Origin of the sequence: Acinetobacter guerrae (genome assembly GCF_009372255.1) — a bacterium.
Lineage (GTDB): Bacteria > Pseudomonadota > Gammaproteobacteria > Pseudomonadales > Moraxellaceae > Acinetobacter > Acinetobacter guerrae.
Genome location: NZ_LXGN01000056.1, coordinates 303,277 through 318,910, shown reverse-complemented (window position 1 = coordinate 318,910; position 15,634 = coordinate 303,277). Strand labels below are relative to the sequence as shown.

The following is a 15,634-nucleotide window of genomic DNA, read 5'->3' as shown; positions in this document are numbered from 1 at the left end:
GGGCAAAAACGTGTTGAGTTATTTCGCACTGTTTTAACGCAGTGGAAAATGACGATTTCGCATGCTAATAGATTTTTTTAGCGCCAAAATAGGGACAAAGTGATCAATTAGCGCATGTACAATGCAAAAAAAGTGCCAACAATAAATTAATTTAACTAAGTGATTTAATTTTAAAAAATAAATAATTTTATATTTTTGTAATGCACCAAAAACATAAATATTATCGAACCATATTTGTGCAAAATTAGTATGGATTTACAAAAAAGCACCATTAAGGTGCGTTTGTTAATTAAATGGATCACTGATCTCACGCTCACCATTTCGGGCAGGCTTATTTTCAGTATTTGTCACATTTGATGAGGCTGGCGAAGGCGATACCACTGTATTCGACTGTCGCTGTACATCCACCACATTACCTTGCTCATCACGACGAGTAATCGTCGTCGAAGTGGTCGGTGTAGTTGCCTCTTGCGTTGCCACAGGAGCAGGTACGGGTGCAACAGGAATAGGTGCATTCCTTAAATTAACACTATATAACTGTCCTGCACTTCCTTGAATTTCTTCTGAACCTAAATCATTGACTAATGGCATATAATTCGCCAAAGCAACAACCCGAGGATGAACTGACGCAGGGAATTTTAAATTTAATTGTGCAAGTTGAGTCTGAGCTTCAGCTTCCCGATTAAATATCCCATAGGCTAAAACGTATTGTTCTTCCTGATCTTCACCACTTAGGCGAAAATAAATAAATTTCTTACGGTCGGCCTGACTTTTTAGGTAGTTTTTAACAATGTTTTCATCTGATGAGCGGAACAATTCAATGGTGGAATTTCGTTGGTTTTCCTGCATAAATTTAGTACCACGAAATTCAGCTTCATGGTTCCCGGCAGTAATCACACGCATGGTTAAATCCAATGGCTTAACTTCATCAGACAAAGTTCCCAAGTTGGTGGTGGCGGTCACTTTTTGAGGCTGAATCTGGGTCTGTGTTTCTGCAATATCTTGTTTTTCAACTTGTACTACTTTGTCTGAACTGGTGATTGCCCAGAAAATCAATGCCAGCAATAAACACAGAAGACCTAACACCAACCAACTATAGTGCTGAATATTCTGCCACAGTGTACGCGATACCGTCATGTTACACCCAATTTTACTGTGCCTGATTGGCCAAAATGGCCTGTTTCATTTTTTCGACATCAAACTCTTTGGTAATGACTGCCTGACCCAATTGTTTTAAAAGTACTAACCTTAGCTGTCCGTTCAAGACTTTTTTATCATGTGCCATATAAGACAAAAAATCATCCAGTGGAATTTTCGGACATGATATCGGCAATTTTGCGCGTTGAATGATATTTTTTGTACGCTGCAAATCATCAAGTGAGATCCACCCCATACGCTGTGACAAATCCGCTGCCATAACCATTCCAGTTGCTACAGCTTCACCATGTAACCATTCACCATAACCAAGATAAGACTCAATGGCATGGCCAAAAGTATGACCCAGATTCAAAAGTGCGCGCTCACCCTGCTCTTTTTCGTCATTGGCTACAATGCGTGCTTTATGTGCGCAAGAACGGTAAACCGCCTGAGCCAATAAATTTTCATCACCTGCAAGTAAGCCATCCATATGCTGTTCAAGCCAAGCTAGAAATTCGAGATCACCAAGCAAGGCATATTTAATCACCTCAGCCAATCCAGCAGATAACTCACGTGCAGGTAAAGTGCGCAACTGCGCCATATTCGCCATGACCACTTCAGGCTGCTTAAAAGCCCCGATCATATTTTTACCCAACGGATGATTGATACCCGTTTTACCGCCTACGCTAGAATCTACCTGAGATAACAATGTAGTTGGCACCTGAATGAAATAAACACCTCGCTGGAAACAGGCCGATGCAAAACCAGCCATATCTCCAATCACCCCACCACCAAGCGCCAATACGGTACAATCCCGATTGAAACCAGCTTCGAGCAAAGCATTAAAGATCAAATTCAAATTTTCAAGGTTCTTATATTTTTCACCATCTGGAAGAATACAGGTCGCTATTTTTTTACCCAATAATTCCAAATCACGAACATAATGGGACAAATACAGTTGTTCCAATGTCGTATTGGTCACAACCATCACTTGTTGACCCTTAATATAAGGTGCTAACAAGGTTTTTGGATCTAACTGGCTACCAATAAAAATAGGATAACGACGATCACCGAGTTCAACATGAAGTGTTTGCATGAAACTTTAATGCCAATAATAAAATAAATAACTTAGTATGATTCTTCTGTCAGGATCACACGTAAAATATGCTGTGCCAATTCTCGTGCAGCACCTTGATGTGTTTCTATCACATAATGCGCAACTTCACGATATAACGGATCACGAATCTGAAGTAAATCTTTGAGTTTTTGCTCTGGATTTTCAACTTGCAATAATGGACGATTTTTGTCCCGATAGGTACGCTGTAATTGTAATTCAACAGGCGTATAGAGATAGATTACAATGCCGCGTTTTTTCAAATATTCACGGTTTTCGGCTTGAGTAACAGCACCTCCACCCGTGGCTACAACCAATTGTTTACGCTGGGTTAACTCATTAATGACCGTTTTTTCCCGCAAGCGAAATCCGATCTCACCTTCTTTTTCAAAGATCCACGGAATACTTGCTCCCGTTTTTCGTTCAATTTCATGGTCACTATCCAGAAACTCTCGCCCGAGAAGCTCAGCCAGATGCCTTCCTACTGTTGTTTTTCCTGCCCCCATCGGCCCTACCAAATAGATATTTGGTAGAGCTTTAAACTCTTTGCCTAGCAAGGAGTCACCTATTGTATAACTTGAATTAAACTTATATTACTGATTTCTCACCTGAGTGTCATTAACAATTCTTGGTGTCACAAAGATCAACAACTCTTGTTTATTGTCTGATTTGAGATCTTTTCTAAACAAACGACCAATCCAAGGTAAATCACCCAAGAACGGCACTTTAGTCTGTTGATTCGCTGTGGTTTGTTCAAACACTCCACCCAGAATCACCGTTTCACCATTATCGACCAACACATTGGTATTAATCGTGTTTTTATTCAAGATCAATTCACCATTTGGTGCTTGGTCAGCAACTGAATCTTTAGAAATATTCAACAACATCTGAATTTTTCCATCAGGCGTAATACTTGGCGTCACTTCTAAGCTGAGTAAAGCCTCCTTAAATGAAGTGGTTGCAGTGGAACCCGCCGCAGAGTTGGTGGTGGACTGATAAGGCACTTCCTGACCCGTTGCAACTTTGGCAGTTTGTTTGTCTGCGGTCATGACTTTTGGCGTAGAAATCACTTCACCATAACCATCTGCTTGTAATGCAGAAAGTTCTAAATCCAGCATAAAGTCAGACAGACTAATCAGACCAAATGCAATTTTACTCGCACCTGCAGAGGTGACACCTAAATCTACATTCAGGTTATCTGGACGTTCAATGGTGTACTTACCATCGTCATCTGGATCACGTAAGTTCCATAAAGTGGTTTCACTACCACCAACCAATAAATCATTATTTTTAGTAATGCCCTGTGAAAGAACACCCCATTTTACGCCCATTTCTTTGGTAAACGAGGTGCTTGCTCTCACAATACGTGCTTCTACCATTACTTGTTTGACTCGCACATCCAATAAATCAATCATTTTACGAATCTGATCAATTTTCTGTGCAGTGTCATTAATGATCAAAGTATTAGTTCTTGGATCAATGGAAACCGTACCTCTTGGACTTAACAAGCTACCAACACTATCTCCAAGCGGTTCTGAACCACCTGAACTTGATGAACCTGAGTTTGAGCTATTCTTTCCTTGCGTCATCAATTTTTCAATATCTGCCGCCTTAGCATAACTGAGTTGAATATATTCAGTTTGTAATGGCGCAAGCTTGACGCTTTGCGCAATTGCTTTAGCTTCTTCTTCTTCGGCTTTTGTAAGCTCCGTAACAGGAGCAATCCAAATCACATTACCATTACGGCGTTTATCCAGATTTTTTGTTTTTAAAATAATATCCAGTGCCTGATCCCACGGAACATCTTTCAAACGCAAGGTAATATTGCCCTGTACTGAATCAGCCGTGACCATATTGATGTCAGTAAAATCAGCTAACAACTGAAGTACACGACGTACCTCAATATCCTGAAAGTCTAAAGAGATTTTTTTACCACTATAGTTTGGTGTAGAACGAGTACGTAACTGATTACGCTCTTCAGGACGCTTCAAACTTAGGGTCAGTTTATTTTCCGCCTGATACGCCATATATTCATAGCTACCAGAAGACTGCACTACAATTACGCCATTTCCACCTTCATTGTAAGCATCAACACTGGCAACGGGTGTGGCAAAATCATTAACATTTAAGCGTCTTGCCAGATTAGTTGGGATTTTATTGCCAAGCATCCGCACAACAATTTTACTACCTTGTTGCTGCACATCTACAGGCGTATTACTGCCAAGCAAATCAATCACAACCTGACCTTCGCCCTGTGAACCACGCTGAAAACCAATATTGGAAACGCCTTGTTGAGCGCTAGAAGCCACTGGCGTAGCAACTGCGGCAGGTGTCATCGCTTGTTGAGCACTATTAATTTTTAAAACAAAAGTATTACCTTCAACGCGTGTGGTAAATGCACCCGCATCTTTTAAGTTGACGGTTAAACGTGAACGCTGCGCATCAGACATGACATCCACACTGCTGGCTTCATTGGTCGCCACAGCAATACTGTTCTGTTTAAGACTTTGTTGTGCTTTATCAAAATCTAAAATCAATCTGGACGGTTGTTCCATTTGATATGCTTGTGGTTGCGGTGGCAAACCATTGAACATGACACGGATTTCTGTTCCTTGCCCTGCGATATTCATGGGTACTACATTGGTAATACTGACCTGTGCATTGGCAACTTGCATGACTGCAAATGCAACCGCCCCCATTGAAAATTGTCGAACTGCATGATTCATCGATTCAACATCCCCAATCAGAAATTTTTTTAAACCCTTTTTCATTGTTATTCCTTTAATACTTAAGGCTCAGGCCCAATCAGAACCAATGTACGTGGTCGCTCGACATAACCTTCGCGACCATCTGGTACAATTTCAACCAAATCAATTTGTGTTGGACTGATTCCCACAATTCGCCCTTGATTCATTCCCATGTAACTTCCCACCTGAACCCGCTCTACTTGCCCATCAGGTGTCTGAATTAATGCAAGAATCTTTCCATTTTGGCTACGCATACTGCCTTTCATATTTAGAGATTCGAGTGCGTAACTTTCAAGCGGTTGTGGCTGACGGTTAAAGTTTGGATAAACACGTTTACCCGCCATTATTCTGAGTTCAGCAGCCAATGAACTTGGTAAAAAAGGACTTTTAAGCTGCATGGCTGAATAAGCAAATGTTGGAACAGGTGTAAAAATGGGTGCAGGTTCAATCGGCAAAGGTGGCTGATTACGAATCGCTGCCATTTGCTCATTGACTGCATCAATACGTGAATCACACCCCACTAAACCGCAGCTCAGCATGACCATGAAAATATAATGTTTTTTCATTATTTTGCCCCCGCTGCAACTGGAGCAGAAGCACCACTAGCCTGTTCATCAGCACCTATATATCGATAGGTTTTTGCTTTAACGGAATAGCTAATTTCAGGAATATCTGCTTTTTCTTTAACCTGTTTACCTTCAATCACAAAGTCATGCAAGGTTACAATACGAGGCAATGCCGCAATTGCGCTTACAAATGCACCAAATGCATGATAATCACCAGTTGCGTCAATCGAAATTGGCTGTTCAATAAAGAACTCTTGTCTAACTTCATTTTCGAGACGGATATTTTTAAATTTAAGTCCAGAATTTACGCCTGTCATATTAATATCTTCAACCAGACTTGGAATTTCTGTTTCTTTAGGAAGTTGCGCCAGTTGCTGGTTAAAATTCGATTCCATTTCCTGCAACTGCACTTGATATTGCTGTAAATTACGCAATTTTGAATCTTTCTCACGAAATTCGTTGAGTAGATTTTGCTCCTGTGCCTGTGCTGTTGAAATCGCATCAAGCTTTGGTTTGATTGCCAAAAAATACCCTAAAGCACATACTGCAAAGAAAATAAAAATCCAGCAGGTAATTTTGACTGAAAGTGGCCAACTGCCATAGTTATTCATATCCAGCGTATTAAATTGCTGGAAAAATTTATCTAAGGTCAATTTCTTTTTCTTTGGCGCAGCAACCTCAGGATCCAGTTCATTAAATTCATCACGACTCATTGCGCTGCCCCCGTATTTGAATTTTGTTGATTGTTATTATCTTCTGTGACAGGTGCCCCAATTTCACCTAAATCTGTTGTCACAACGAAAGTGCCATAACTTTCTTCTACACGCGGTACCACAGAGCTTTGATTTTGATCTTTTTTATCATCTGCTGCCAAAAATGAATTCATAAAAGCATTACGATACCACGGTGACGCTTCTAAATTACGCAATAATTCTGCAACAGTATTTGGACTTTCTGCCTTTCCTTCAATGGTAAATTTATCGCCAACACGACTGAATTTGGTCAAATACATATTACTTGGGGTTACTCGTACCAATTCATCAATAAGACGTACAGTGACTGGACGTTGACCTTCCAGACCTTGAATCAGTTTCATACGCTCTACAATTGCATTTCGGCGCTCTTGCAAACCATCCAATGATTTTAACTGTTTGTCCAGATTTTGATTGGTGCTTACAACCAATTGATTGGCCTGTTCCTGATCATTAAGCTTATGATCATAAAACAACCAAGCCAACACCACAGTCATTACCCCAAGCACTGCAACGGCAGCACTAAATGCAATAAATTGTTTCTTGCGCTGCTCTCTTAGCTCATCACGCCAAGGGAGTAAGTTAATCTTTGCCATTAATCAAAACTCCTCAATGCCAGACCGCATGCCACCATTAAAGAAGAGGCATCATTTTCAATTTTTTTAATATCAACCTGAGGAGAAAAACCCATTTGCAGGAATGGATTGGCTGTCGTAACGCGATAACCTAATTTTTGTTGTAAAAGTTTTGCCAAACCAGGAATATTGGCATTGCCTCCAGCTAATAAAATATGATCAATTTCATTAAACTGAGACGAAGAAAAGAAAAATTGTAAAGATCGCGCAGCTTGTTGAACCAACGCCTCTAAAAAAGGTTCAAGCACTTCAGTATCAAAATCATCTGGTAAAGAGCGTTCTTTTTTGGCACGACCTGCTTCTTCAAAAGATAACCCATAACGTGTCTGAACGTCTTGCGTCAGTTGCTTACCACCAAAAACCTGCTCACGGGTATAAATAATCTTGCCATTTTGCATCACCGAAAGCGTGGTCATGGTATGTCCGATATCTAAAATACCTACTGTATTAACACCCATCGGCAAAGTATCAGAGAACACCCCAAAAGCACGTTCCATTGCGTAACTTTCGACATCAGCAACTTTTGGCGTTAAACCTGCAAGCTCCAATACTTCAACGCGTGTTTCCACATTTTCAGTTCGAGTAGCAACTAATAAGACATTGACACGAGCAGTGTTGGCCAAACGATCAGGCAAAACCTCAAAATCCAGACTAACTTCATCTAGTGGGAACGGAATATATTGCTCTGCATCCATGCGAATTTGAACTTCACGTTCATCATCCGTCATATCAGCATCCATTTCGATGATTTTATGGATCACCATTGAAGTCGGAATTGCGATAGCAGCATTGGTTGATTGTGGGTTGGCCAAGTTAATGACTCGCTCCAACGCATCCCCCACCGCTTCTGGATTGAGAATATTTTTCTCGACCACGCTATTTTCCTGTAAGGGTATCAAGGCATAGCTTTCCACCCAATAGCGACCGTTTTTTACAGAGAGTTCTAATAACTTAACAGAAGTCGAACTAATATCGACCCCTACTAACCCCTTATTTGGTTTACGATATAACCTGCGCACGATAGCATTATCCTATTATTTTTTTATCCCCAAACAAAACAACAAGCTGATCTCGGTCTCTAATTTTATACGGATACAATAAGGCATCTAACAATCCGCATGTCTAAAGGATATACTGACCATCAATTCGTTTGCTATTAGCTCTTATTAAAACTTACTTGTTATGAAAAAGCTATCCAGTTCAGGTCATGTTCATCCATTTTTTTTGGTACTTATCATTATATTAGTCTCAATTCCTATGGGTTTTTATGGCATGTATCTCTATATTGCGCCATCACTGCCTGAAATGAGCTCTTTAAAAAAAGCGCCTTTACTTAAACCGCTGCAAGTTTATACGGCTGATAATGAGCTAATCTCAGAATATGGCGGCAAACTTTCTGTGCCCGTAGAATATAATCAAATCCCACCGACCTTTATCCATGCCTTTCTTGCAGCCGAAGATTCTTCTTTTTTTGAGCATAGTGGCATCAGCTTTAAAGGTTTAGGTCGCGCAGTCAGTGAAACCATTACAGGTTCTGATGTGCAGACAGGTGGCTCTACGATTACCATGCAGGTGGCCAAGAATTATTATTTAAGCCCAGAACGTACTTTAAAGCGTAAACTTACCGAAATCTTTTTAGCTCGGAAAATTGAACAAAATTTAAGTAAAGAAGAAATTTTGACGTTGTATGTCAATAAAATCTTTTTAGGTAAAAATGCCTACGGTATCGCCGCTGCTGCAAAAATTTATTATAACAAAACATTAGATCAACTCAGTATTGCAGAAATGGCGATGCTAGCAGGTTTACCTAAAGCACCGTCGCGTTTCAATCCTGTTGCGAATCCTGAACGAGCTTTAGAACGTCGTAACTGGATTTTGGGTCGTATGCTACAACTGGGTTATATCACTCAGGCACAGTATCAAACTGCAGTTGCTGAACCCATTAAACTTGATATGCCAGACCGTGGAATTGCTAATCGTTTTCCTTATGTTGGTGAAATGGTGCGTTCTGAACTGGTCGAAAAATTTGGTGAACAAGCAATCGATTCAGGCTACAAAGTTTATACTACGATTGATAGCAAACGTCAGGCTTATGCCGAACAGGCAGTTCAGGATGGTCTGGAAGCCTATGATCGTCGTCATGGTTGGCGTGGTGCTGAAGCACACGATAAACCTTTAAATTCATTTATGGCTTATGCCAATACGTATCCTGCGCAAGTGACTAAAGTCAATAACTCGACTTTTGAAGCATTAATGCAGGATGGATCAACGATCACTGTTCCTTGGTCAGGTATGTCTTGGGCCAGACCTTATCAAAATGCCAATAGCGTAGGAGCAGCACCAAGCCGTGCTTCACAGATCGTTAAAGTTAAAGATATTGTCCGTTTACGCCCAAATGCAGAAAAAACCTCTTGGGCGTTAGTACAAATTCCGCGTGCGCAAGGACAACTGATTGCTTTAAACCCAAATGATGGTGCGATTGAAGCCATTGTTGGGGGATATAATTTTTATCAATCCAAATTTAATCGTGCGTTACAAGGTTGGCGTCAACCTGGTTCAACCATCAAGCCGTTTATATATGCATTAGCATTAGAACGTGGCATGACACCCTATACAATGGTCAATGATAACCCGATTAGTATTGGTCGTTGGTCACCAAAGAACTCAGATGGTCGCTACTTGGGGATGATCCCGTTACGTCGTGCTTTATATTTATCACGAAATACGGTCTCTGTACGCTTACTACAAAGTGTTGGCGTTGAGCGTGCGCGCCAATTACTCATGGACTTCGGTTTACAGGAAAATCAGATTCCACGTAACTTTACAATTGCACTTGGAACGCCACAGGTACTTCCTGTACAAATGGCGACGGGTTATGCCACTTTTGCCAATGGCGGCTATCGTGTACAACCTTATTTTATTAGCCGTATTGAAGATGCTTACGGTAAAGTAATTTTTGAGGCCAAACCTGAATATGCGTGTATTTCTTGCATTAATGAGACTGAAAACACCGTTACGGATGAGCAAAAAGCGCAAACTCCTGATGATGAGGTGATTGAAGTAACCAATCAAAATATGCAGACCGAAGCGACAAACAACACAGCATCACAAACCCAAGCAACAAGTAATTCTGGTGATTATCGTCAGGCGCAACGTATTTTAAAATCTAGCTCGGCCTATGATATGGCCAATATTTTACGTGATGTAATTCAACACGGTACAGGACGTGCAGCACTCAAAATTGGTCGTGATGATTTAGGTGGTAAAACTGGTACAACCAACGATGCCAAAGACGCATGGTTTGCAGGTTTCAATGGCAAGTTAGTTTCTGTAGCTTGGGTAGGCTTTGACCGCCCAACTACATTGGGACGACGCGAATATGGTGGTATTGCGGCACTTCCAATCTGGATTAACTTTATGGATAAATCCTTACAAGGGACAGCATCCTCATGGGTTCAATTTGATAAAGATGCCAAAGCACCTATTTCCCGCGAACAACCAAGCCTTCAAGAAAATAGCAGTAAGAGCAGTACAAATCGCACTTCACCACCGCTTGCGCGCCCTTTATATGTGCCTGCGCCAAAAGCACCTGTGACCACACCTGATAATGACTTTGCTGACTTACCAGGAGAGGAAATTCTAGTTCCTTCTGAACAGACCCCACCGGCCCTGAATCAGAACCAACCTAAACATCAGGAACCTCCCAAACGCGATGCACTTGAAGGTTTAATTCACCAAGTCACCTAAGTCAATCAAACGACAATTTTAAAGCCATCTTCTAAGATGGCTTTATTTCTTTTGAAAAAGATATATTTGAAAATGCGCTGTTAGTTTAAACTGGGTTTGCTGTTCCAATTGCTGTCTTTTTTCAGGTTTGGCTTTATAAGCATATGGTGTCATGGCAATCAGGTTTTTTAACTGATCTTGTTCTAAGCTAAATGAACTCTCAATGGGTTGCTCCAACACCAACTCAAAATCTGATTGTAGCTGTTCAACAAACTTATGAGGTTGATGCGGTTTTACCTCATCAAATAAAGCTTCACGTAGCGCATATAAATGCTCTAGTGCTGGTGTCACCACCAATAAATAACCCTTTGATTTTAACACCCTTAAAATTTCATCTTTTGGAATCGGGCTAAATAGACTTGTACAAATATCAATACTTTGATCGAGTACAGGCAAGGTCGCTCCCGTTCCCACCACCCAAGTGACTTGAGGGTTAAGTTTAGCGGCGCGCTGAACTGCCGTTTTTGCAATATCTAGCCCAATACATTGCTGGACTTGCTGTTGCATCGCAGACGTGTAATAACCTTCACCACAACCAATATCTAGCAAAGTATCAAGTTGATACTGCTGTAATTGAGCCACGACTGCATCACGTAAAGGCTGATAAAAACCATTCGATAAAAAAGAACGACGTGCCAACACAGATTCAGGTGTATCCCCTGGTGTTTTACTATGTTTGTGTTGAACTACATGTAAGTTAACGTAGCCCTGCTTGGCCAGATCATAACTATGCCCCTGTTCACATCGCCATGTGCGCTGTACCAAATTTAAAGCCTGACGACACACAGGACACATCAACACACTCATGATTTTCTCTCATATAAAAAAAGCCAGCAACGCTGGCTCTTTGGAACGCTTTCAGCTTAACGTAATTTTAAAGTCATTAGACCAAAAACCACCAGCATAATAGTAATAATCCAGAACCGAATCACGACCTGCGTTTCTTTCCAACCTTGTTTTTCATAATGATGATGCAACGGCGCCATCAAAAACACGCGCTTATTACGCATGCGCAATGAACCGATTTGCAAGAAGACTGAAATCGCTTCCATCACAAATACGCCACCCATAATCGCAAAAACGATTTCCTGACGCACCATTACCGCAATCGTACCAAGCATTGCACCGAGTGCCAAAGCACCGACATCACCCATGAAGATTTGAGCAGGATGTGCGTTGTACCATAAAAATGCAAGACCAGCCCCAACCATCGCAGAACAAATCACGACCAGTTCAGAAGTGTATTTTACATAAGGAATATGTAAATAGTTGGCAAAACGAATGTCACCAGCCAAATAAGCAAACACACCTAAACCTGCTGCAACCATGACAATCGGCATAATCGCCAGACCATCTAGCCCATCGGTCAAGTTGACTGCATTGGAAGCACCATTAATCACTAAATAAGTGAAAATAATAAATGCAATTCCCAATGGCACAGCAGACAATGGAATCGAGAGATTTTTGAAAAAAGGAATCAACAAGTCCAACATATTGGCGGTATGAATCGGATTCGGCTGATGAACCGCAATCACATATAGTGCAATACCCGCACCAATTGAAGCCAGCGATGTCCAGAAAAACTTTTTACGTGCAGGCAAACCAGCATTGTCTTTATAACGAATTTTAATCCAGTCATCCGCCCAACCCACTGCACCAAAGACCACCATCACGCCAAGCACAATCCAGACATATGGATTGGATAAATCTGCCCAAAGCAAGGTACTGATACCAATTGATAAAAGAATAAGTACGCCACCCATGGTCGGTGTACCCATTTTTTTGGCATGGTTTTCAGGCGCATATGAACTCACCGCTTGGCCATACTTGAGTGCCTGTAATTTTCGAATCATCACAGGGCCAAGCAGCCAACCAATTGCCAGTGCAGTCAATATGCTGAGTAAAGAACGCAAGGTTAAATATCGAACCACCTGAAACGAGCTGTTATAGCCCGCAAGATGTTCAAATAGCCATAACAGCATCTAAAGTTTCTCCATCAAATCTGCCATCAACGTTTCCATATGGGTATAACGAGAGCCCTTAAACAGGAAACTCATTGACTCGGGTTGATGTTGTTGAATTAAATTAATTAAAAAAGTAAGCGCATCTGCTTGAGTTGGAAATGCTTTCAATTTTGAGGCATTACCACTTTGTGAAGCTCCCGCGAAGGCTGCTTGGGCAAATTCACCAACCGCCACAATTATATCTAGATTGTAATCAACCAGATCACGCCCTAGATCATGATGCTCTTGCAGGCTAGCATCGCCCAATTCACCAATATCGCCCATGACCATGACTTTAAAGCCGGTTTGTTGACTGAGTACTTCAGCCGCAGCGCGCATGGATGTTGGATTGGCATTATAAGTATCGTCAATAAAGAGATATTGTTGCCGTTGAAGAAAGTTCAGCCGACCTTTTGCGCCTTTTGCATGTTCCAAACCTTTGACAATATCATCAAGCTTAATGCCAATAGCAAGTGCAAAAACCGTAGCCGCAGTGGCATTATGCACATTATGTAAACCTGCAAAAGGTAAGTTGATATCACTTACGCCCTGTGGTGTATGTAATTCAAATTCACTGGATTGGGCATTCAACTGAATATTGGTTGCAAAGACATCGCCTCCTGCACCAAAAGAAAGTTGTTGGGTGGTTTGCACAGCTTGACGAATTTGTGCAGTAAAATCATCTTCTGCGGGAATAATGGATACACCATTTTTTGCAATGTGCCTATAAATTTCTGACTTTGCTCGACAAATTCCCTCTCGCCCACCAAATTCACCCAAATGTGCAGTCCCTATATTGAGAATACCTGCAACCTGTGGCTGTACCAGTTTGGAAGTATAATCAATCTCACCTTGATGGCTTGCACCCAGTTCCATCACTGCATATTGATGCTCAGGTCTAAGCTCAAGCAACATCATCGGCACACCTAAATCATTATTTAGATTACCGCGAGTCACTAAAGTTGGTGCAAGTTGACCAAGAATACTTCCCAACATTTCTTTCGTGGTGGTTTTACCGCTGCTTCCAGTCAAAGCAATAACTTTTAAATCTGGATATTGGGCACGGCGATATGCACCTAAATACCCCAATGCCAGACGCGTATCTGGCACCACAAGCTGAGCAATATCAACATCTACAGGATGTTGTACAATTGCAACCTGACAACCATTTTGAGCCACTTGTGCAACAAAATCATGTGCATCAAAGCGTTCACCTTTGAGTGCTAAAAATGCATCACCCAATTCCGCATGGCGCGAATCAGTCAAGATCCGTTTGATCGTTTGAGTAGGTATTTTATCTTGATACCAATAGCCATTCGTTGCCTGTTGCAACTGTTCTGCCGCCCAAGGAGTCAGCTCTACAGTACTCGTCGTCGATGTATGCATAAAAAAGCCTATTGTGCTGGATACGCGCTATGAACTGAATGTGCCTGTGCATCAATTGCAGCCTGAACTTCTACGACATCATCAAACCAGTGTCGCACACCATCAATTTCCTGATAATTTTCATGTCCCTTACCCGCAATCACCACAATATCACCATTTTTGGCCTCATTGACTGCAAATTTGATCGCTTCGCGGCGATCGCGAATTTCAAAGGTATCATGCAAACTAAAATCTATGCCTTGTCGCATATCTGAAAAAATTTGTGTTGGATCTTCAGTTCGAGGATTATCTGAAGTCAAAACGACTGGATTTGCTGCATCTAGCGCAGCCTGTGTCATTAGTGGTCGTTTACCACGGTCACGATCACCACCACAACCAAATAATGCCCAGAGCTGATGACGCGTATGTCGTTTTAAGGTATTTAGCACTTGTGTCAATGCATCAGGGGTATGCGCATAATCTACGACAAATAAACGCTCACCATCACGAATCACTTGCATACGTCCGGGCGCACCTTGAAGTTTAGGCACGGTTTGAATCAAATCAGCCAGATCAAAACCCGCAGCCTCAACCGCAATAAGACTCGCAATCAGATTTTCAACATTGAATTGTCCCAAAAATGGACTTTGAATATCAAACACACCTTGCGGACTACGCAATTGGATCTGCGCACCTTCTAACTGATAATTGACCGCCTGTACCAGATAATCTGCGCTTTGATTTTGCAGGGAATACGTATAGATTTTAGGTTGAGATGGATTGTTTTTTGCCACCTTGAGCATTAAATCTGCGTAATCATCATCCAGATTGATGACCGCAACTTTAAGTTGTTCAAATGCAAATAATCTTGACTTTGCTTCTGCATATGCTTGTAGCGTGCCATGATAATCCAGATGATCACGGCTTAAGTTCGAATAGACTGCAATTTCAATTTCGCAACCATTTAAACGCCCTTGTTCAAGGCCATGCGAACTAGCCTCGAGCGAAGCAAAACCTGCGCCCTGTTTAGCATAATCATGCAATAAAATTTGTAATTGCAAAGCATCTAAAGTGGTATGTGTCGATGGATTTAAATCAGGCAAAATACCATTACCCGTCGTACCAAATACCGCACAACGTTGTTGTTGCAGACTCATTAACTCTGCCATCAAACGTGAAATGGTGGTTTTACCATTGGTTCCCGTCACAGCAAGAACACGGGCAGGGCGTACGGGATCGGTTTTTTGCAGATAATCACGCTGCCATTGGCCCATTTGCACACGAACATCTGGGCAAACCCATTCATTTTCAAGACCTAAAGACTGTTCACTAATCACCCCTAGCGCACCAGATTCAAGTGCTTTTTGCGCAAAAGCCAGTGTTTTTTCAGGTTGAGAATAACTTGTTAATGCAATAAAAATTTGCCCTACTTGCACCTTGCGGCTATCTAGATTAAATCCAGAAAATGGCTGTTTTAACCATTCAGCATCAACTGTTTTTGCATAAATATCTTGAAAAGAAATCGACAT

13 protein-coding genes are annotated in these 15,634 nt (G+C 41.4%); 1 reads left to right on the top strand and 12 read right to left on the bottom strand.

The features are described 5' to 3' along the window. Positions 1–285 precede the first annotated feature (285 nt). From A7A69_RS14835 to A7A69_RS14800, 8 genes are all read right to left on the bottom strand, one after another. On the bottom strand, positions 286–1,137 hold the full coding sequence (locus A7A69_RS14835) for a hypothetical protein (protein ID WP_152878354.1): 852 nt from the start codon (positions 1,135–1,137) through the stop codon (positions 286–288). A 13-nt stretch (positions 1,138–1,150) separates the two neighbouring features. Continuing rightward, entirely contained in the window at positions 1,151–2,233 is a 1,083-nt protein-coding gene (aroB, locus tag A7A69_RS14830) for a 3-dehydroquinate synthase (RefSeq protein WP_152878352.1), read from the bottom strand. A gap of 32 nt (positions 2,234–2,265) precedes the next feature. Beyond that, complete coding sequence (aroK, locus tag A7A69_RS14825) at positions 2,266–2,808, bottom strand: shikimate kinase AroK (RefSeq protein ID WP_120370160.1); 543 nt, start codon at positions 2,806–2,808, stop codon at positions 2,266–2,268. A gap of 36 nt (positions 2,809–2,844) precedes the next feature. Further along, complete coding sequence (locus A7A69_RS14820) at positions 2,845–4,977, bottom strand: type IV pilus secretin PilQ (RefSeq protein WP_171500831.1); 2,133 nt, start codon at positions 4,975–4,977, stop codon at positions 2,845–2,847. A 62-nt stretch (positions 4,978–5,039) separates the two neighbouring features. Beyond that, a complete protein-coding gene (locus A7A69_RS14815; protein WP_120370158.1) occupies positions 5,040–5,564 on the bottom strand; it encodes a pilus assembly protein PilP in 525 nt (174 codons plus the stop codon). Continuing rightward, positions 5,564–6,277 carry a type IV pilus inner membrane component PilO gene (locus A7A69_RS14810; protein WP_152878349.1) on the bottom strand — a complete coding sequence of 238 codons (714 nt, stop codon included), beginning with the start codon at positions 6,275–6,277 and terminating at the stop codon, positions 5,564–5,566. Before A7A69_RS14810 ends, A7A69_RS14815 begins: the two co-directional genes overlap by 1 nt. Next, on the bottom strand, positions 6,274–6,912 hold the full coding sequence (locus A7A69_RS14805) for a PilN domain-containing protein (protein ID WP_152878347.1): 639 nt from the start codon (positions 6,910–6,912) through the stop codon (positions 6,274–6,276). The genes A7A69_RS14810 and A7A69_RS14805 overlap by 4 nt, the downstream gene beginning before the upstream one ends. After that, positions 6,912–7,970, bottom strand: a complete 1,059-nt coding sequence (locus A7A69_RS14800; protein ID WP_120370155.1) for a pilus assembly protein PilM — start codon at positions 7,968–7,970, stop codon at positions 6,912–6,914. Before A7A69_RS14800 ends, A7A69_RS14805 begins: the two co-directional genes overlap by 1 nt. Positions 7,971–8,133: 163 nt before the next feature. On the opposite strand from A7A69_RS14800, the gene ponA reads away from it, so the two are divergent. Next, entirely contained in the window at positions 8,134–10,698 is a 2,565-nt protein-coding gene (gene ponA, locus A7A69_RS14795) for a penicillin-binding protein PBP1a (RefSeq protein WP_152878345.1), read from the top strand. Positions 10,699–10,740: 42 nt separating this feature from the next. On the opposite strand, the gene A7A69_RS14790 is transcribed toward ponA, so the two are convergent. From A7A69_RS14790 to A7A69_RS14775, 4 genes are read right to left on the bottom strand one after another with little or no spacing between them, the layout of a single operon-like run. Then, the gene (locus A7A69_RS14790; protein WP_152878344.1) at positions 10,741–11,544 is read right to left on the bottom strand and encodes a putative RNA methyltransferase; all 804 of its coding nucleotides are present in this window, start codon (positions 11,542–11,544) and stop codon (positions 10,741–10,743) included. A 56-nt stretch (positions 11,545–11,600) separates the two neighbouring features. Continuing rightward, positions 11,601–12,719, bottom strand: coding sequence for a phospho-N-acetylmuramoyl-pentapeptide-transferase (gene mraY, locus A7A69_RS14785; protein WP_120370152.1), 1,119 nt, complete (start codon positions 12,717–12,719; stop codon positions 11,601–11,603). After that, on the bottom strand, positions 12,720–14,126 hold the full coding sequence (locus tag A7A69_RS14780) for a UDP-N-acetylmuramoyl-tripeptide--D-alanyl-D-alanine ligase (protein ID WP_152878342.1): 1,407 nt from the start codon (positions 14,124–14,126) through the stop codon (positions 12,720–12,722). An 8-nt stretch (positions 14,127–14,134) separates the two neighbouring features. Beyond that, positions 14,135–15,634, bottom strand: coding sequence for a UDP-N-acetylmuramoyl-L-alanyl-D-glutamate--2,6-diaminopimelate ligase (locus A7A69_RS14775; RefSeq protein WP_152878340.1), 1,500 nt, complete (start codon positions 15,632–15,634; stop codon positions 14,135–14,137).